The organism is Rossellomorea sedimentorum, from assembly GCF_046237645.1.
GTDB lineage: Bacteria > Bacillota > Bacilli > Bacillales > Bacillaceae_B > Rossellomorea > Rossellomorea sedimentorum.
The window spans coordinates 560323-577595 of record NZ_CP143546.1; the positions used below are offsets into that span (position 1 = coordinate 560323).

At 43.9% G+C, this 17273-nt stretch carries 19 protein-coding genes and 1 riboswitch; of the genes, 14 read left to right on the forward strand and 5 right to left on the reverse strand.

Translation table 11 applies throughout. The features are described from left to right. Positions 1-2: 2 nt before the first annotated feature. Positions 3-407, reverse strand: a complete 405-nt coding sequence (locus V1502_RS02805; RefSeq protein ID WP_409252878.1) for a DoxX family protein — start codon at positions 405-407, stop codon at positions 3-5. Between the two features lie 166 nt (positions 408-573). Here V1502_RS02805 and V1502_RS02810 point away from each other — a divergent pair, with 166 nt between their 5' ends. The 3 genes from V1502_RS02810 to V1502_RS02820 all read left to right on the forward strand — a co-directional run bounded on the left by V1502_RS02810 (position 574) and on the right by V1502_RS02820 (position 1722). Continuing rightward, positions 574-897, forward strand: coding sequence for a winged helix-turn-helix transcriptional regulator (locus V1502_RS02810; RefSeq protein ID WP_409252879.1), 324 nt, complete (start codon positions 574-576; stop codon positions 895-897). Between the two features lie 285 nt (positions 898-1182). Next, positions 1183-1404, forward strand: a complete 222-nt coding sequence (locus V1502_RS02815) for a hypothetical protein (RefSeq protein WP_409252880.1) — start codon at positions 1183-1185, stop codon at positions 1402-1404. Between the two features lie 33 nt (positions 1405-1437). Then, entirely contained in the window at positions 1438-1722 is a 285-nt protein-coding gene (locus tag V1502_RS02820; RefSeq protein ID WP_409252881.1) for a hypothetical protein, read from the forward strand. A 378-nt stretch (positions 1723-2100) separates the two neighbouring features. Here V1502_RS02820 and V1502_RS02825 read toward each other — a convergent pair whose 3' ends face one another. The 3 genes from V1502_RS02825 to thiT all read right to left on the reverse strand — a co-directional run bounded on the left by V1502_RS02825 (position 2101) and on the right by thiT (position 4777). After that, positions 2101-3414 carry a sensor histidine kinase gene (locus V1502_RS02825; RefSeq protein ID WP_409252882.1) on the reverse strand — a complete coding sequence of 438 codons (1314 nt, stop codon included), beginning with the start codon at positions 3412-3414 and terminating at the stop codon, positions 2101-2103. 165 nt (positions 3415-3579) lie between these two features. Next, positions 3580-3849: a hypothetical protein gene (locus V1502_RS02830; RefSeq protein ID WP_409252883.1), complete on the reverse strand. Its 270-nt coding sequence runs from the start codon at positions 3847-3849 to the stop codon at positions 3580-3582. Positions 3850-4180: 331 nt separating this feature from the next. Next, positions 4181-4777, reverse strand: coding sequence for an energy-coupled thiamine transporter ThiT (gene thiT / locus V1502_RS02835; protein WP_409252884.1), 597 nt, complete (start codon positions 4775-4777; stop codon positions 4181-4183). Between the two features lie 71 nt (positions 4778-4848). Continuing rightward, positions 4849-4949, reverse strand: a riboswitch (TPP riboswitch). A 257-nt stretch (positions 4950-5206) separates the two neighbouring features. Between thiT and V1502_RS02840 the strand changes: the two genes are divergently transcribed. Both V1502_RS02840 and V1502_RS02845 read left to right on the forward strand, forming a co-directional pair. Continuing rightward, positions 5207-5461, forward strand: coding sequence for a hypothetical protein (locus tag V1502_RS02840; RefSeq protein WP_409252885.1), 255 nt, complete (start codon positions 5207-5209; stop codon positions 5459-5461). A gap of 94 nt (positions 5462-5555) precedes the next feature. Next, complete coding sequence (locus tag V1502_RS02845; protein WP_409252886.1) at positions 5556-5825, forward strand: hypothetical protein; 270 nt, start codon at positions 5556-5558, stop codon at positions 5823-5825. Between the two features lie 53 nt (positions 5826-5878). On the opposite strand, the gene V1502_RS02850 is transcribed toward V1502_RS02845, so the two are convergent. Beyond that, positions 5879-6286 (reverse strand): DUF2512 family protein, encoded by a 408-nt coding sequence (locus tag V1502_RS02850; protein ID WP_409252887.1) that lies wholly within the window; start codon positions 6284-6286, stop codon positions 5879-5881. A 204-nt stretch (positions 6287-6490) separates the two neighbouring features. Here V1502_RS02850 and V1502_RS02855 point away from each other — a divergent pair, with 204 nt between their 5' ends. The 9 genes from V1502_RS02855 (at position 6491) to V1502_RS02895 (ending at position 17221) form a co-directional block, all read left to right on the forward strand. Further along, entirely contained in the window at positions 6491-6856 is a 366-nt protein-coding gene (locus V1502_RS02855; RefSeq protein WP_409252888.1) for a hypothetical protein, read from the forward strand. A gap of 422 nt (positions 6857-7278) precedes the next feature. Further along, entirely contained in the window at positions 7279-8070 is a 792-nt protein-coding gene (locus V1502_RS02860) for a hypothetical protein (RefSeq protein ID WP_409252889.1), read from the forward strand. Between the two features lie 239 nt (positions 8071-8309). After that, positions 8310-9335 (forward strand): LacI family DNA-binding transcriptional regulator, encoded by a 1026-nt coding sequence (locus V1502_RS02865; RefSeq protein WP_409252890.1) that lies wholly within the window; start codon positions 8310-8312, stop codon positions 9333-9335. A gap of 104 nt (positions 9336-9439) precedes the next feature. After that, positions 9440-10759 (forward strand): ABC transporter substrate-binding protein, encoded by a 1320-nt coding sequence (locus V1502_RS02870; RefSeq protein WP_409252891.1) that lies wholly within the window; start codon positions 9440-9442, stop codon positions 10757-10759. 221 nt (positions 10760-10980) lie between these two features. Beyond that, positions 10981-11880, forward strand: coding sequence for a carbohydrate ABC transporter permease (locus V1502_RS02875; protein ID WP_409252892.1), 900 nt, complete (start codon positions 10981-10983; stop codon positions 11878-11880). Positions 11881-12024: 144 nt separating this feature from the next. Next, positions 12025-12801, forward strand: a complete 777-nt coding sequence (locus V1502_RS02880) for a carbohydrate ABC transporter permease (protein WP_409254271.1) — start codon at positions 12025-12027, stop codon at positions 12799-12801. 14 nt (positions 12802-12815) lie between these two features. After that, complete coding sequence (locus V1502_RS02885) at positions 12816-14183, forward strand: GH1 family beta-glucosidase (RefSeq protein WP_409252893.1); 1368 nt, start codon at positions 12816-12818, stop codon at positions 14181-14183. Then, positions 14180-15520, forward strand: a complete 1341-nt coding sequence (locus V1502_RS02890) for a glycoside hydrolase family 30 protein (protein WP_409252894.1) — start codon at positions 14180-14182, stop codon at positions 15518-15520. Before V1502_RS02885 ends, V1502_RS02890 begins: the two co-directional genes overlap by 4 nt. 231 nt (positions 15521-15751) lie before the next feature. Continuing rightward, on the forward strand, positions 15752-17221 hold the full coding sequence (locus V1502_RS02895) for a protein adenylyltransferase SelO (RefSeq protein WP_409252895.1): 1470 nt from the start codon (positions 15752-15754) through the stop codon (positions 17219-17221). The last annotated feature ends 52 nt before the right edge of the window (positions 17222-17273 follow it).

Genomic DNA, 17273 nt, shown 5'->3' on the forward strand with positions numbered 1-17273 from the left:
ATTTAAGCTTCCTTCGATTGAAATAGTACATTATCGAGAGCTAAAGATGATTTGTTTGTGACAACAAGGAAAACCGCCATTGCGAGCAGAGCCAAGTCAAGTTCAAAGCCTGCTGCCTCACCATTGCCCAGGAATCCTCCAGCAAGTTTTACCTTAAAAGTTGCCACTACCATAATAATGGCAAATAGGATGGAAACAATTTTTGTTCCGATTCCTAGTACCAAGGCCAGCCCGCCGAGCAATTCGATCAAGGCTACGACATAGGCGGTGAATCCGGGTAATCCTAAAGATTCAAAGAATGCAGCCGTATTTTCTATGCCTCCCTGAAACTTGGCCAGCCCGTGGATAAAGAAGGTTGCGCCTAAAAAGATTCTAATGATGGCTGCACCAGCTTCGTTTTTAATCATGATCAATCTCCTCCTTTTGTTAGTAGATTATAACAAATAATTATTTAGTTACTTTATGTAACCTATTATATTTTTATAACTTAATTACGTCAAGTGCCTTATTGAATAAAAGTAATTTAGTTTCGGTGTGGATTTGGGTATAATAGGGGATAAGGAGTTGATCTCGATGGATACATCAATTTGTCCAAGATTTGAAAAAGCCATGGGCATCCTGAGCCAAAGGTGGACGGGCATCATCGTTTACCAGCTGCTGTCCGGACCGCAGCGTTTCAGCAGCATCAGTTCTGATATTGGCGTCAGTAACCGTGTGCTTTCAGAGAGGTTAAAAGAGTTGGAGAATGAAGGGATCGTCAAACGGGAAGTGTACCCGGAAACTCCAGTTCGGATTGAATACTCACTGACAGAAAAAGGGTTGGCATTGGAGCCCCTTATAAGAGATATAGAAAAGTGGTCACAGACTTGGCTGGAAGCAGGCAGTGAATCGGAATAAGAAGGACACAGGGAGCAATTGCTGCTCTTTGTGTCTTTTTTGTTGTTTTGACTACGTCTATTATGGGAGGGAAGAGTCTCGATAGGGGCATGAAAGGGTGGATCGTCCGGAAATGATGTATGAAAAGGAGCTAGATATATGCATCATCTGTGGGATTCTCCAGTTAGAACGAACTAATCAACTCAACTAGATATGCCTGGCTTTCCGGAATTAAGGGAACCCCTCTGCAAATGGGTCAATGAGGTTGTCGATTCCGTATTTGAGAGGAATTAAGGGTGTCAAAGAGTGTCAAAGAGGTTGTCGATTTCACATTCGAGAGGAATCGATGGTGTCAAAGAGGGTCTATGGGGTTGTGGATTTCAAATTTTAGAGGAATCGATGGTGTCAAAGAGGGTCTATGGGGTTGTGGATTTAAAAATTAAGAGGAATCGATGGTGTCAAAGAGGGTCTATGGGGTTGTGGATTTCAAAATTAAAAGGAATCGATGGTGTCAAAGAGGGTCAATGAGGTTGTCGATTCCGTATTTGAGAGGAATTAAGGGTGTCAAAGAGTGTCAAAGAGGTTGTCGATTTCACATTCGAGAGGAATCGATGGTGTCAAAGAGGGTCTATGGGGTTGTGGATTTCAAATTTAAGAGGAATCGATGGTGTCAAAGAGTGTCAAAGAGGTTGTCGATTTCACATTCGAGAGGAATCGATGGTGTCAAAGAGGGTCTATGGGGTTGTCGATTCCGTATTTGAGAAGAATCGATGGTGTCAAAGAGGGTCTATGGGGTTGTCGATTTCAAAATTAAGAGAAATCAATGGTGTCAAAGAGGATCAATGAGGTTGTCGATTCCGTATTTGAGAAGAATCGATGGTGTCAAAGAGGGTCTATGGGGTTGTGGAATTCAAATTTAAGAGGAATCAATGGTGTCAAAGAGGGTCAATGAGGTTGTCGATTTCACATTTGAGAGGAATCGATGGTGTCAAAGAGGGTCTATGGGGTTGTCGATTTCAAATTTGAAAAGAATCGAAGTTGTCAAAGCGGGTCAATGAGGTTGTGGATTGCAAATTTGAGAGGAATCGCTGGTGTCAAAGAGGATCAATGAGGTTGTCGATTCCATGACAATAGAGTGATAGTCCCCCCTCAGAATATCAACATACGTAACTACACGAAAAAAGAAGGATTCTCAACATATAAGAGAACCCTTCTTTTATTTACTTACTTGGGAATCCAGATGTCAAACGTGGTCCACCCATCATTTGATTCCAGTGAAACCCGGCCATTATATTTCTCGACGATTTGTTTTACGATATACAGACCCTGGCCCCTGACCTTATTGGTAGAACGATTCGTGGATTTAGTTGAGAACCCAGGAACAAAGATTGTTTCTTTTACTTCCGGCGGGATGACAGGTCCGGTATTGGAAACTCTGAATCTGTATCCAGAACTATTTTCCTCACACCAAACTTCTATTTTTCTGGTCTCCTTAGGCAGCTCGCTTGCAGCATCAATGGCATTATCAATCAAGTTGGACAGCAGCTTGACCAGATCGGTCGTCTGTATATTTTTAAATGATGAATCAGAGTGTTGAAATTGAATTTCAATATTTTGATTCTGGGCGGAAAGTGTTTTTGTCTGAAACAACACGGAAAGAGCCGGGTTATTGGATTGCGTCGGAATCTTATACAGAAGCTGGGCCTCTTCCCGCATGGAATTTGAATAGTCCAGCGCTTCCTGATGTTTACCGAGTTTCAGAAGTCCGTTCAAGACTTGAATGTGGTTGGCAAAATCATGGCGCAAAGAACGGACAGACTGAATCAATGACTCAATTTCCTTATGATAAATTTCTTCCGTATCACCAATTTGTGTTTTCAGCTCGCGGTTGTACCATTTCTGGATAAGGACAAAAGACATCAGCAGCACAATGACCAAAAGACCGCTCAAAATGAAGCCGGGAATGCTGTTTTGTATGACAGTATCCCCAATCCGGTCAAGCCTGGAGGTGGATATATCAATACTTAGGAACCCAATTGTCTCTCCCTGATTGTTAACAATCGGGGTACCGGCTGAAATATACTCACCGTAATGGGGATCATCAATTTTGCCTGTGAAATAGGATTTTCCCTCATATGCTCTCTGTATTTGGCCAAGCGGCACCATGCAGTCCATCCCGATGTCATAGTAAGGATTATTGTCCCGGGGAAACCCCGCTATCATTACCTTTGGAGGGGACTTTGGGTCGTCGAAGGCCAGAGTATATATGTATAAGGCTGCCGTATTTTGTTTTGCTTCATATAGCTTCTCCCTTATTCTCCAGTAATCCTCGTTTCTTTTGGGATTCTCGAGGAAACGTTCATATGCTGCCACATCCATGGATTCTGCAATGGATGACGCGATTTCAAGCGCATTATTCGCCACAGAGATTTCAGCGGCTTTTTTGGCTGTGAAATAAGAAAGAAATATATTAATAGAGGCCAGAGAAAAGAGAATTGTAATGGAAAGAATAATAATAAGCTTGATCTTGCTGTTCATTTAAATCGTTACAACTCCCTTCCTTATGAAGCTAATAAAGCTCTATCTACAAAATTCTACATAAATCTACAAGAGCTTACAATAGGAAATTACGTTATTCTGCAAAATGAGAGGTCGAGTTTGAAATAGGAAAGGCGGTTTCCTGCACCAGGAAACCGCCCAATGTTAGTAGCCTTGCGGATAATAGGGTGTTTGATAGGGGGAAGGGTATGGATAAGGAGCTGGAACAGGGACGGGATAGGGACCTGGTGAAGCGGCAGCTCCCAGCGCCAGTCCTGTCAGTGCGCCTGCTCCAAAGCCGGGTTTATACCCCCATGCAGGATAGTAACCTCCACCGCCATGGTGCCAGGTGGCATGCCCGCTTCCATGTCCCCAGCTTGCGTGACCACCGCCGCCGTGCCAAGGCCGGTAGTAGTGAAATTGTGAATTCATCATAAATCTCCTCCTGATATAGCAGTCACCATATCCTATGCAATCCTGTAGGTAAATGTCTGTTAATGAATCGAACGGCGGGACGAAGGCAGACAAAAAACGGTTCACCATCTCATTGAGGGGAACCGTTTGTTTTTATTTAGGAAAATCTACCTCTTTGGATAACTTTTAACTGTATTATCCACGTCCGGCTTCAGCGCCCGGGGTTACGTACCCATTGGAACGTAACCCAGCCCCTCGGAGTCAAATAACCCGAAGAGAATAAAAGGGAAGGCCGCCTTTTTTCTCCCGAACAATTATCTCTCGGGGCTAACAGGTCGCTTGCATTTTTGTTCTATGATGCTTTGCGGTCTATTTCCAGTGCGGTATAGTCCGTTTTTAACAGGCGAGGGAGACTGCCGGCTAACAAAGCCAGGACGATGGAGCAGAAGATAATTGCCCCCACGACTGTCGTTCCGTTTGCGATTAACGAATACATGACGGCAGATTGTCCTTCCGGCGCGTCTTCACCCCAGAAGATGAAACCGGCAACGAAATGCCAGAAGTACCGGGCGATGCTTCCGACGATGATCCCGGTGATGACCCAAAGAAGCATCCTTTTTCTATCTCCGTTTTTCAAGCTTTTTTGTATAGGACGATACAGAAGACCTGCGAAGCCGACAAAGGCAAAAGCTATAAAGTACTCAATGACAAATTGCAGCGGTGTCAGAAACCATACATCCCCAAGGACCACCTGTAAAAGCCCCCAAAGGAAACCCGACACCAAACCGACTCTCAAGCCCCATCTGAATGCGACTATAAAAATTGGCACCATCGCAAAGGAAATCGAGATCGCCGGTGACAATTTTATGGAAGGAAGCAAATCCAGTATCACGGCTAATGCGGCAAACACAGACGCCTCCACCATCGGTATTAATTTCATTTTTGACATAAAAAAACCTCCTCTAATAAAGTTGTTAATACGACAACCATAAGGGAGATCATGAAAAGCAGACAGACATAAGTCCATCCGGTCCACATCCCTGCGCTAGCATTAACTAACAGGTTCAAAGGGTCAGAACAATTCTGTTCACTCTCAGCAAAAAGCTCCCCTTGTGGTTAACGTACTATGTAGTTTCATTTTCCATTATATAGGGAGAGAGATGAAAGATAAAGTATTTAATTTGCACGAGGAACGTACGGATTGAAGGAGGGGTGACGGACTGGCAGTTAGCGGGTAGTTGATTGCAAGGAAAAGCGGTTAATGTACCATTTCGCAGCAGAGCTTTCACTTTGTGGAATGGGTGTTGGGGTGGTATTCGAGGGTTTCGTATGGGCCAGAATAGGTAATGGAAGGGTAAAAGCAAAAGGAGTGACTGGTTTGCGTAAAATTCAAGCCTATTTTCAAAATGAAGCCGAAGCAGCAAATGCACGAGACAAGTTGAGGTCCATTAATGTGGAGGACGGCATGCTGGAGAAAGTGCCAGGTGGAAGGAACATAAGTGACGTTGTCGGAGACCTTTTCAACGGCGAGAAGCACGGTGACCACCATGTGCTTAACTTCCACGTGTCCGAAGAAAATCATCAGGAAGCACACACCATTGTGAAGGAGCATAACGGAAGGTTTCGGGACTGACTTTACTTTTAAGCCCGCTTTGAAACCGTTTCAACTTCTGTGAAAAAAGGTAAATGAATAGAAAGCAGTCATTGTGAGAGGAGAGGATAAGATAATGCAAAGAGTACAAGCTTATTTTAGAAATGAAAATGAAGCGGAAGATACAAGAGCCAGCCTGCAAACGTTAAATGTAAGAGACGTAATGGTAGAAAGGGTTCCGGAGAGCAACAGGAATCTGTGGGATTTGATTAGAGATACGTTCAGCAGAAGCAATTCGTTCGATGAAGACCATCACGATCCTCATGTGGTTGAATTTGAGGTGGAAGACGTAGAGCACACCCGTGCAAAGCAATTTGTGGAAGAGAATAACGGTCATATCCAATAAGGATGAAAACACGCTCCCTGACACCAGGGGGCGTGTTTTTTATCGTGATTTAATTAACTGTGGTGGATCGGGTCAGTGTGATAAGAACGACCGTCATTGAAGATTTCATTATCAAGATACTTATGAAAGAACCATTCACCTGCTGCGAGGACGATGGCAGAAATGAGAGATGACAGAATGACATTCTGTTCAGGGAACATGGAAGTACCCATAAACCATAAAAGGACAAAGGCAAGGCCTGCATCTGCAAGGACAGCGACGGTATTCCGTTTCGTTTGATCGCCGTTGAGGCGCTTGAACACCATCAAATCTCCTAAAATGTAGGCACCTAATGTTAATACAAGACTAACCGTAAGCATATCCGCAACTTCCACACCGAAAATTCCTGTAAGGATGACGCCCAATACGACCGTAATCATAACAAACTTAATGGCAAGTGCTTTAACATGTTCCAAGTTCATTCCTCCTTTTTTAAATTTAGTATTCTTATACCCCGTAACCCTGCGAAAAATCGCCTCCACTAAATATATGATATTCCGTTATATGGAAATTTGCTGATATAGTCTATAAAAAGTAAATTGTGCCGTTGTCCGATTCCAGGTGAGCTGCTCTTTGAATTTAATAGTATGAGGAAACTTTTTAGTAAGGAAGGAGTGTCAACAGCAATGTATCAAGATGGAGAAGACAAAAGAGCAGTGGAAGCCAATAAAGAAGGCAATGGTGCTATTAAAAACGTTGAGAAAAGAGTACGTGTGGAGGCTGAAGTTGTGATTAAACCTCGAGTTATAGTGATAGATTCTGAACTGGATGCAGGACCGTGTGAAAATATAAAACTCAAAGCTGCCAAAAAGGATGAGTATACTTTTATAGTCAGTCAGGATTTATGCTTGAATATTCCACTCCGCTTTGATGCGGAAGTAGAAGTGAAGAGGCAAGGTATACAGGGCAATCTATCAGGAATGGAAGATGAAGAGGAAACCAAACAGGAAAGACGAAAGCCGGAGATAGACCCTGGATGGATGATAGATTAAGAGTAAAAGGCTGTATTTGGATAGAATGTTGCTATTGGAAAAATCCAAAGGGCCGGATTTTTCCCTCGGGTACAAAGGCTTATCTAACTGAACAAGGTGATTAGCTCTTTTCTTTCTTGTTTACCAGGGGCATTTCTGTTATTTATCGTTATATTTCATGACTTTCATTGTAACTAGCAACAAAGTTTTAGAAAAGAGTTAAATAAAAATAGGTTCATGATAGAAAGAAAATGAGAAATCAGTTTAGTACAAGCTCTGCCTCATTTGAATTAAATAATAGAGAGAGAAAGGCAGGGGCCACCTTACTTTGATAGATTCTAAAGCGCATTGTCAGTACCAGTCCGCCGCCTGGCGGGTTTACCCTGTGATTTCCACCCACCCTCCTTTTTCTTTCAATATTTTTTAAGGAAGGAAGTGTTTACATGAGGAATAATAATGCCTCACAGAATAATGGTAATCCAGTCATTCAACAGCAGGAGCAAGTAGCTTGTACCAGAACGATTAACCAAACGATTACGGAAATAGCTGAAATTCTTATTACTCCTGTTATCACACCACAACCAGCAGAAACTACGTGTACAGGTCCGTTAACTTTCTTGGATGAATTTCCTGATAATGTGGACCAGGAATGTGATGTTGTCGTTGCACAGGAGGTTTGTGTCCAATTTGATGTGGAATTTGGTGCGGACGTGCAAACCGGTCAAACAGGAGCTATTTGTGGAACCCCTGATGAAGGCGAATGTGCAGAAGTGGAACCGGGATGTGTGTTCAGTGCAGGGTTCTTTAGTAATAATGAAACGGTTACGGAAGGACTGCTTCAGGCAGCTGGCGGTGAAATTCTTCTGGGCACAACAACCAATGGAACGTTGAATGGATTAAGTGTTATTGCCGACGCGAACAATATTTTTGATATCTTGGGCCCAAGTTTCATTCCTCCTGGAAATCTTACTCCGCCATTATTGGGCCAGTATCGTCAACTGTACAGACAGTTGCTTGCAGCTCAACTGAACGTAATTAATTTGCAGCAGCAAAATGTAGAGCCTTGTGCTTTCGTGCAAGTATGGATTGCAGCAGCAAACGATTTCCTTGCAAACTCTCCTGAAGGGGGGACAACAGGAGCACCGTTTATTCAAGAGAGACTTGAATTGTTTAATGTCGGTGCAGCTCCAGGGTGCCCGGACCCTTGTGAAGAAGAAAACGAAACGATCGGCTAATATTCAATGACTGCCTTGGTTACCCAGGGCAGTTTTTTACTTTACCGACTGAATGGAAGAATGTAATTACCCTGCTCTGTGTCAGCAGGTTAAATCAGTAAAAGAGACAGGCCCTTATACCATGGGGCTTCAGAAGAAGGTTCTGCAAGCTGAAAAAAATTTTAAAAACTATATTGATTACCATGCAAATCTCACTTATAATAATTTACGAAAGCGCTTTCGATAAAGAGGAGACAACGATGGTTACAATCTATGACTTAGCGAAGCGTACTGGATTTTCCAGTACTACGGTTTCAAAGGCTCTTAATAATTACACAGATGTGAGTGAGAAAACCAAGAAAAAAATTCTCGATGCAGCAGCCGAAATGGGGTATTTACCAAATGCCCACGCCCAGTCTTTATCTACGAAAAAGTCTTGGACGATTGGTGTGATGTTTGCAGAGGACAATGAGGTTGGATTAAGGCATCCATTCTTCAGTGCTCTTATTGAGAGTTTCCGGAAGTATGTAGAACGCGAAGGATATGATTTAATCTTTGCTTCTCGCAATCTCCGAAATCGGGATACGAGTTACTTGGAACATTTCCAATACCGTGCCGTTGATGGCATTGTAGTGATATGCTCAGATCCAAGCGACCCCCAGGTTCAGGAGATGATCAACAGCGATCTGCCGATTGTGGTGATCGATATGTTCAATCAAAATTGCAGTGTCGTCTATTCTGACAATATGGAGGGCGGGGAATTGGCTGTGAATTATCTTCATTCACTCGGCCATACACGAATCGCCCATATATCAGGAGATCCATCAATTGACGCAGGTGCACAAAGAATTAAAGGGTTTACTGAAGCGATGAAGGAATTAAGTCTTCCGATTCTGGAAGGATACCTGGTTAATGGTGGGATGTTCTCCATTGAAGAAGGAAAAGCTGCAATGGCAAGCCTTCTCTCACTGGATACGAAACCTACTGCGGTCTTTGTAGCAGGTGACCACATGGCGATTGGAGCCATGGAAGCCATCAAGGAAAAGGGGCTGAAGATACCCCAGGATATCTCCATTATCGGCTACGACGACATCGAGATGTCTGCCTATGTCACCCCCAAGCTTACGACGGTCAGACAAGATACTGATCGAATCGGGGCCAAAGCCGGAGAGCTGCTGATGAATCAAATCAATCAGAAAAAGAAGCTCTTAACAAAAGAGGTCATTCCAGTGGAACTGATGATCAGAGAATCGTGCACATCAATTAAAAAAGAAAAAAAGATATAATCTTATATTTTTTAGGGAATTTCGAAACCGGTTTCGAAATTTTTAAAAGGTTGTTTTCGAAACCGCTTTCGTTTCTATAAACAAAAGGATTAAGGGGGATTATGATGAAGAAGTTTTTGATGGTATTCATGGTGTTTGTACTTTTTGCAGGAGTCCTGGCTGGTTGTTCCGGAAGTTCAGAGTCATCTTCTGAAAAAGCAAAGTCTGATAAAGACGTAGATTTGAAGGTTTGGTCTTTTACTGATGAGTTGAAGAAACCAATTACAACGTTTGAAGAGAAGAACGGTGTAAAAGTAGAATTGACGATTGTTCCGATTGCAGACTACCCAACAAAGCTTAAGCCTGTACTTGAAAGCGGCGTAGGAGCACCGGATGTGTTCACGGGCGAGATTGCTTTCCTTAAACAATGGGTGGACGCTGGATATTGGGAAAATCTATCAGAAGATCCCTATAACGTAGAGGAAATCAAAGATAAATATGTTCCTTATGTATTTGATCTAGGAAAAGATAAAGATGGCAACGTAAGAGCTCTGTCATGGCAAACGACTCCAGGTGGTTTGTTTTATAAAAGAAGCATCGCTAAAGAAGTATTGGGTACAGATGATCCAGCTGAAGTCGGCAGCATGCTGAACTCAATGGATGGTGTATTTGAAGTCGCTGAAAAAATGAAAGAAAAAGGTTACAGCATGTTTCCGGATGAAGGTTCAATTCGCTGGTTTGCACAAGGAGATAATCCACAGCCATGGGTGAACGACAAAGGTGAGTTGAAGCTTACAGAACAAAAGATTGAATTCATGGATTATGCAAAGACACTTCGTGAAAACAGCTATACGGCATTGGCGCCTGAGTGGTCTCCATCTTGGTTCGAAGCAATGGATAAGCCAATCAAAGTCAAGAAAGATGGCAAAGAGGTGGAAACACAAGTATTCTCTTATGTTCTTCCTACATGGGGCCTTCACAGTGTGTTGAAAACCAATGTAACAGAGACTGCAGGTGACTGGGCAGTAACGAGCGGTCCAAGCCCATATTTCTGGGGTGGTACTTGGTTGGGAGTTTACAACAAGTCAGAAAACAAAGAGTTGGCTTATGATTTTGTGAAAATGATGACTCAAGATGATGAATTCCTGACAGATTGGGCGAAAGAAACAGGAGATGTTCTTTCTTACCTGCCTGTTACGAATGAAATCAAGGATACTTTCAGTGATGAATTCCTTGGAGGCCAAAATAACTACCAATTCTTCCTTGAACAGGCAAAAGAGATTGAGCCTGGCATCGTAACAAAATACGATCAACAGCTTGATACATTCTTTGGAAATGCAGTTCAGCAATACGTAGATGGCAAGAAATCAAAAGAAGAAGCCGTTAAAGAATTCTATCGCAACGCACAAAATGCATATCCGGATTTACAAGTTCCGAAAGAATAGGCTTTGTTAGTTGATGGTGTTGTTAAATAGGTCTACGAGTCGATAGATTATTTAGCTTAGAGTAAGATCCTGTTTGATTGGAGCGGAAGGCTTGCGACCGCCCGCCCCGCGGAGTCGCTCGTCTGCAGCGGAAATCAAGCAACATAATAAAGCTGACATATGGCAAGTGACATTCATACAATGTCACTTGCCAAATCTACCTTAGAGAGGGGGCAGGGGAAATGAATAAAAGGGACCGTTACGGTTATCTATTTATTGCCCCATTTTGGATCATTTTCTTAGTATTTAGTATTTACCCTGTCGCGCTGACATTCTACTACAGCTTCACAAATTATTCCGGAAGCGGCGTAGCAGAGGTTGTTGGGCTGGCAAATTATAAACGGCTTTTAACAGACACTTTTTTTGTGGAAGCGTTCATCAACACGTGGAAAATATGGGGAGTTAACTTCATTTTGCAGATTGGCTTGGCCCTTATATTGGCATTAATCTTCTCAGATATGAGAATGAAGCTTAGAGGATTGGCATTCTTCCGGTCTATCTTCTATTTACCTAACTTAATTACCATCAGCTCAGTTGCTTTGCTATTCGGTATTTTACTGGATTGGCAGCATGGATCATTAAATATGATTCTCTTAAATATGGGTCTTATATCTGAACCGATTAATTGGCTGAATGAACCGGCGACAGCCCAGCTTTCTGTGTCGTTGATTCTTACGTGGATGTGGTTTGGCCACTCGTTTATTGTCGTGATGGCAGGAGTGTTAGGGATATCGAAGGATTATTATGAGGCGGCCTTGATCGATGGAGCCAACCGCTGGCAGACCTTCTCAAAAATAACGGTTCCCTTGTTAAAGCCCATTTTGCTTTACATTATGATCACCTCCTTGATAGGCGGACTTCAGCTGTTTGATTTACCTATGCTTCTCACAGATGGGATTGGGTCTCCTGATGGCTCGCTGAACACCATGGTCTTGTACTTATACAACCAAGCGTTCAAGTATAACAATTATGGCTATGCTTCCGCTGTGGCCTATGGCCTGTTCGTCATCACACTGATCTTCTCGGCGATCGTCTTTAAAGGGATGTACCGAAATGAACGTAAACAAGCAAGGCGGGTGTAAAAAATGTTGGGGAAAATGGAAGTCAAAAAAAATATACAGATGAAAGAGCAGAAGAATCTCAATGCAGGACTCCTGCCGCATGAAACCAAACAAAAGAAGAAAAATTCTCTGATCAAAGGAATTATTTATACCCTGCTTGTTTTGATGGCGATTGTTTGCTTCATCCCATTTTTAATGATGCTCGTCAATGCCACAAGATCGAATGAAGCCATTTTGGCAGGATTCACCCTGATTCCGGGGAATGCCCTGGTTGAAAACTATACGACAATGATGGAATACGTAAACATTTGGTCTGGTTTCAGAAACAGCTTGATCATCTCTGTGCTGACCACCTTGTTGTCAGGGTATTTTTCAGCTTTGACAGCTTATGGGTTTGCCTTCTACACATTCAGGGGGAAGAATTTCTTATTTGTCTTCATGCTGGTCATGATGATGGTTCCGGGCCAATTAGGGCTGATTGGATTTTATGAACTGAGTAAGACTTTGGGGATACTGGACACTTATATTCCGCTGATCGTACCGACCATTGCGAGTCCATTTATTGTGTTCTTTCTCAGACAATATATCCAGACGACTCTGCATCCAAGCTTGATAGAAGCCGCCCGTATTGATGGAGCGAGTGAGTTTAAGATTTTCCACACTGTGGCAATTCCCATCATGATGCCGGCGATTGCCACGATGTCGATCTTCACGTTCATCGGCTCTTGGAATAACTATATCATGCCTTTGGTCATCTTATTCTCGCCGGAAAAGTATACGCTGCCTGTATTGATGGGGTTCTTGAAAGGATCTCAAGTAGCGCAAAATCTTGGCTCGATGTATCTCGGAATTGCCATATCTGTCGTTCCGATCATGATTGCATTCCTATTTTTATCTAAATATATCGTTAACAGTATTTCTGCAGGATCCATTAAAGAGTAGAGGAGAGAGTATATATGCATTTCAATAAATTTTTCACCTTTGGAACAGCTACCTCATCTTATCAAATTGAAGGAGCCCATAATGAAGGGGGAAGAACCCCGTCCATCTGGGATATGTTCTGTGATATCCCGGGTAAAGTGCACAAGCAGCATAACGGTGATGTAGCATGTGATCACTATCACCGCTTCGAGGAAGACATCGCTCATATTAAACGCCTGGGAGTGGATACTTATCGTTTCTCCATTGCATGGCCGAGGATTTATCCTGAAAAGGGAAAGTTCAATCAAGAAGGAATGGATTTTTATAAAAAATTGGCAGGAAGACTTAGAGAAGAAGGCATTAAACCAGCTGTGACCCTGTATCACTGGGATCTGCCTCTTTGGGCACATGAAGAAGGCGGCTGGGTCAATCGTGAATCAGTACAATGGTTCCTGGAGTATGCAAGAGCGTGTTTCACCGAATTGGATTCCATTGTCGACTCTTGGATCACCCATAATGAACCTTGGTGTGCAGGTTTTCTTGGCTACCACCAGGGAGTGCATGCACCGGGCCATACCAATATGGAAGAAGCGGTAAAAGCTGTCCATCATATGCTCCTTTCGCATGGTAAAGCGGTTGAAATGCTGAAAAAAGAAATGAACTCCAAGACCGAGATAGGAATTACGTTAAATCTGTCACCGATCTATCCAAAAACGAATTCGGCGAATGACCTGTTGGCAGCAAATAACGCGGATGGGTATTCCAATCGCTGGTTCCTGGATCCGGTATTCAAGGGTGAATACCCGAAAGACATGATGAACTTGTTCTCTAAATATGTTCACTCGTATGATTTTATAAAAGAAGGCGACATGGAATTGATTTCAATAGAGTGTGATTTCTTTGGAATCAATTACTACAGCCGTGGGATCGTGGAATTCAGTGCCGCTCATGACTTCATGAGCAAGGGAGCTTATTCTGACTACGAAAAGACAGGGATGGGCTGGGATATTGCGCCAAATGAATTCAAAGACCTGATCCGCCGTCTTCGCGAGGAATATACGGACCTGCCAATCTATATAACTGAAAACGGAGCAGCTTTCGATGATGTTCTGGAAAATGGCAGGGTACATGATAAAGAGCGAACTGACTATGTGGAACAGCACCTTCAGGCGGTTTCTGATTTAAATGATGAAGGAATGAACATTCAGGGATACTATTTGTGGTCGCTGATGGATAATTTTGAATGGAGCTTTGGCTATGATAAGCGATTCGGCATTCTCTATGTAGATTTTGACACGCAAGAGCGCATTTGGAAAGACAGCGCTTATCGATATGCTGACATTATTCGTGAGCACAAGAAAAAGTATGGTCTGCAAGAAGGTACTGAGGAAGTAGCGCAATGAGACCGCAGCAAGCCAGGGTCATCTTAACAGCTAAAGATACAGGAGATCGGTTCACTGAAAAGGAACCGGTTTCCTTTTCTTCTGACTTCTCTCCGCGTGCCACTCATATTGAGGTCGACTCGCGGGAAAGGTATCAAGAGATATTGGGGTTTGGCGGTGCGTTTACCGAAGCGGCAGCTTACAGCCTATCCCTCATCAGTCCTGAGAAGCGGGAAGAGGTTATCCGGAAGTATTTTCATGAGGAAGGGTTGGGCTACCGTTTCGGCAGAACTCACATCAACAGCTGTGATTTTGCTTTAGGCAATTACTCTTATGTGGAAGATGGAGATACTTCACTAGACAGTTTTTCAATCGAGCGTGAGAAGAAACTCGTGATCCCCCTTATTCAAGATGCGGTGGAAGCAGCAGGTGAAGAGCTTACGATTGTGGCGTCGCCTTGGAGCCCGCCCGCTTGGATGAAGAGCAACGGTGAAATGAACAACGGTGGAAAGCTCTTGCCGGAATTTGCGTCTGTCTGGGCAGACTACTATTCAAAGTACATAGAGGCCATGCAAGAAGAGGGGATCCCGATCTGGGGCATAACGATTCAAAATGAACCGGAAGCGAAGCAGGTTTGGGATTCCTGTTTATACACTGGGGAAGAAGAACGTGATTTTATTAAAAATCATTTGGGGCCATCCTTGGAGAAGAACGGCCATGGGGATGTAAAGGTGATTATATGGGACCACAATCGTGATGTGATCTATGAGCGTGCATCTGCTGTGTTATCCGACCCGGAAGCGGCTGAATACGTTTGGGGCACAGGGGTACATTGGTACGTATCCGAGGAGTTTGAAAACCTTTCAAAAGTGCACTATGCTTTTCCAGATAAGCATTTAATTTTCACTGAAGGGTGCATTGAAGGCGGAGTCAGGCCGGGAGCCTGGGATACTGGTGAGCGTTACGGGCGGAATATCCTTGGGGATCTGAACAATTTCCTTGAAGCTTGGATTGACTGGAATATGGTACTGAATGAAGAAGGCGGACCTAATCATGTCGGGAATTATTGCGACGCCCCGGTCATCGTTGATACAGTAAAGGATGAGGTGCGCTACAACAGCTCTTATTACTATATCGGGCATTTCAGTAAGTTTATCAAACCGGGAGCAAGGCGCATCGGCTGCCAGAGCTCTAATGACAAAATCCTGACAGCCGCTTTTGAAAATAAAGATGGAACGATTGTCCTGATTGCCATGAATGCCGGCAGCGAGGCAGAAGACATTTCAGTTTCTCTTTGTGAAGATGGAGTGGAGTCAACCCTCCCTGCTCATTCAATAGCTACTTTTATTATGAGTTGATGAAAAGCAGTCCTTATTGGGCTGCTTTTTAAGTTGAGAAGAGGATTAGGGCGGGGCATACAGCACCAAAAGAAGCTAACACATTAACGCGTCACCGCACTAAGAGGGACTGTCCCTCTTAGTGCGATGACGCGTTAAAGTTCTTGAAAGAATAATAAAATCCGCAGAAGCAGAAAATAACAGCAACTGTGTTAAGATGAAACCAAAGTCAAAATGGTAAAGGAAGATCGTATGACAAATTCACATAAACAAAGCCAGGCAGGGTGGAACCTCGAGAACAGTTATGCCAAACTGCCGGAAGATTTTTATACAAGTCGGAACCCTGAGCCTGTCGAGTCACCAGAAATGGTCGTTTTTAATGATGCTGTGGCAGAAGAATTGGGCTTGGATGCTGACACTTTGAAAAATGAGGCGGCTGTATTTGCGGGCAATGAACTGCCGCCGGGCTCGGAGCCTTTGGCACAAGCTTATGCCGGGCATCAATTCGGCCACTTTAATATGTTGGGGGACGGTCGTGCGGTTCTCCTTGGGGAGCAGATCACCCCTGCAGGAAAGCGGTTTGATATTCAGTTGAAAGGATCCGGGCGCACTCCTTATTCACGGGGAGGAGACGGACGGGCAGCACTTGGGCCGATGCTGCGTGAATATATCATCAGTGAAGCCATGCATGCTCTGGGTGTTCCGACGACCCGCAGTCTTGCTGTCGTGACCACCGGGACAGACATCCTTCGCGAACGGAAGCTGCCAGGAGCGATCCTAACAAGGGTGGCAGCGAGTCATATCCGGGTCGGGACTTTTCAATTTGGGGCTAATTTTGGTGATGAAGAGGAACTGAAAGCACTGGCGGACTACACAATCGACCGGCATTACCCGGAGCTCAAGGAAGAGGTGAATCCATATCTGTCACTGTTGAAAAAGGTGATGGAACGTCAGGCTTCCCTTGTCACTCAATGGCAGATGGTCGGATTTGTTCATGGGGTCATGAATACAGATAATGTCACGGTCAGCGGTGAAACGATTGATTATGGACCGTGTGCGTTTATGAATGAATTTGACCCGGCGACGGTGTTCAGTTCCATAGACAGGCAAGGCAGGTATAAATATGGAAATCAGCCGCCAATCACAGGCTGGAATCTTGCGCGCTTTGCAGAATCCCTGCTGCCGATTCTCCATGAAGATCAGGAAGAAGGCTTGAAGTTGGCCCAGGATGCGATAGCCGAGTTTCCACAATTGATTCATTCCAAGTGGCTTTCAGGGATGAGAAAGAAGCTGGGTCTTTTCAATGAAGAGAGACAAGATAAGGAGCTCATTGATATTCTTCTCGGCAAGATGCATGAACATAAGGCCGACTATACCAATACCTTTGCTGCCCTGACATTCGATAAGCCGGAAGAGACCGTGCTCTATGATAAGCCGGAATTTGACCGCTGGTATGCCATCTGGAAAGAAAGACTGGAAAGGCAGGAGGAAACGCTGGAAGAGGCCCAGGAGCTGATGAGAAAAAGCAATCCTGCTGTCATTCCGAGGAATCACCGGGTGGAAGAAGCATTGGAAGCCGCTGTGGAAAACGGTGACCTCAGCGTGATGGAAAGGCTGCTTGAAGCCCTTTCCAATCCATATGCACACTCTCCGGAACAGGCAGAGTACGCAAAGCTGCCTCCGGAATCCCACGGACCTTATCAAACGTTTTGTGGAACCTAACCTCTAAACACAAGAAGACCTGCCTATAAGCTGAAGGTGGGGAGAGAATTAT

Bases quoted from the DNA above. Each gene is read 5' to 3' on its own strand.
- V1502_RS02805 (WP_409252878.1), bottom strand. From the start codon at position 407: ATGATTAAAAACGAAGCTGGTGCAGCCATCATTAGAATCTTTTTAGGC.
- V1502_RS02810 (WP_409252879.1), top strand. From the start codon at position 574: ATGGATACATCAATTTGTCCAAGATTTGAAAAAGCCATGGGCATCCTG.
- V1502_RS02825 (WP_409252882.1), bottom strand. From the start codon at position 3,414: ATGAACAGCAAGATCAAGCTTATTATTATTCTTTCCATTACAATTCTC.
- V1502_RS02830 (WP_409252883.1), bottom strand. From the start codon at position 3,849: ATGATGAATTCACAATTTCACTACTACCGGCCTTGGCACGGCGGCGGT.
- thiT (WP_409252884.1), bottom strand. From the start codon at position 4,777: ATGTCAAAAATGAAATTAATACCGATGGTGGAGGCGTCTGTGTTTGCC.
- V1502_RS02845 (WP_409252886.1), top strand. From the start codon at position 5,556: ATGCAAAGAGTACAAGCTTATTTTAGAAATGAAAATGAAGCGGAAGAT.
- V1502_RS02850 (WP_409252887.1), bottom strand. From the start codon at position 6,286: ATGAACTTGGAACATGTTAAAGCACTTGCCATTAAGTTTGTTATGATT.
- V1502_RS02855 (WP_409252888.1), top strand. From the start codon at position 6,491: ATGTATCAAGATGGAGAAGACAAAAGAGCAGTGGAAGCCAATAAAGAA.
- V1502_RS02860 (WP_409252889.1), top strand. From the start codon at position 7,279: ATGAGGAATAATAATGCCTCACAGAATAATGGTAATCCAGTCATTCAA.
- V1502_RS02865 (WP_409252890.1), top strand. From the start codon at position 8,310: ATGGTTACAATCTATGACTTAGCGAAGCGTACTGGATTTTCCAGTACT.
- V1502_RS02870 (WP_409252891.1), top strand. From the start codon at position 9,440: ATGAAGAAGTTTTTGATGGTATTCATGGTGTTTGTACTTTTTGCAGGA.
- V1502_RS02875 (WP_409252892.1), top strand. From the start codon at position 10,981: ATGAATAAAAGGGACCGTTACGGTTATCTATTTATTGCCCCATTTTGG.
- V1502_RS02880 (WP_409254271.1), top strand. From the start codon at position 12,025: ATGGCGATTGTTTGCTTCATCCCATTTTTAATGATGCTCGTCAATGCC.
- V1502_RS02885 (WP_409252893.1), top strand. From the start codon at position 12,816: ATGCATTTCAATAAATTTTTCACCTTTGGAACAGCTACCTCATCTTAT.
- V1502_RS02890 (WP_409252894.1), top strand. From the start codon at position 14,180: ATGAGACCGCAGCAAGCCAGGGTCATCTTAACAGCTAAAGATACAGGA.
- V1502_RS02895 (WP_409252895.1), top strand. From the start codon at position 15,752: ATGACAAATTCACATAAACAAAGCCAGGCAGGGTGGAACCTCGAGAAC.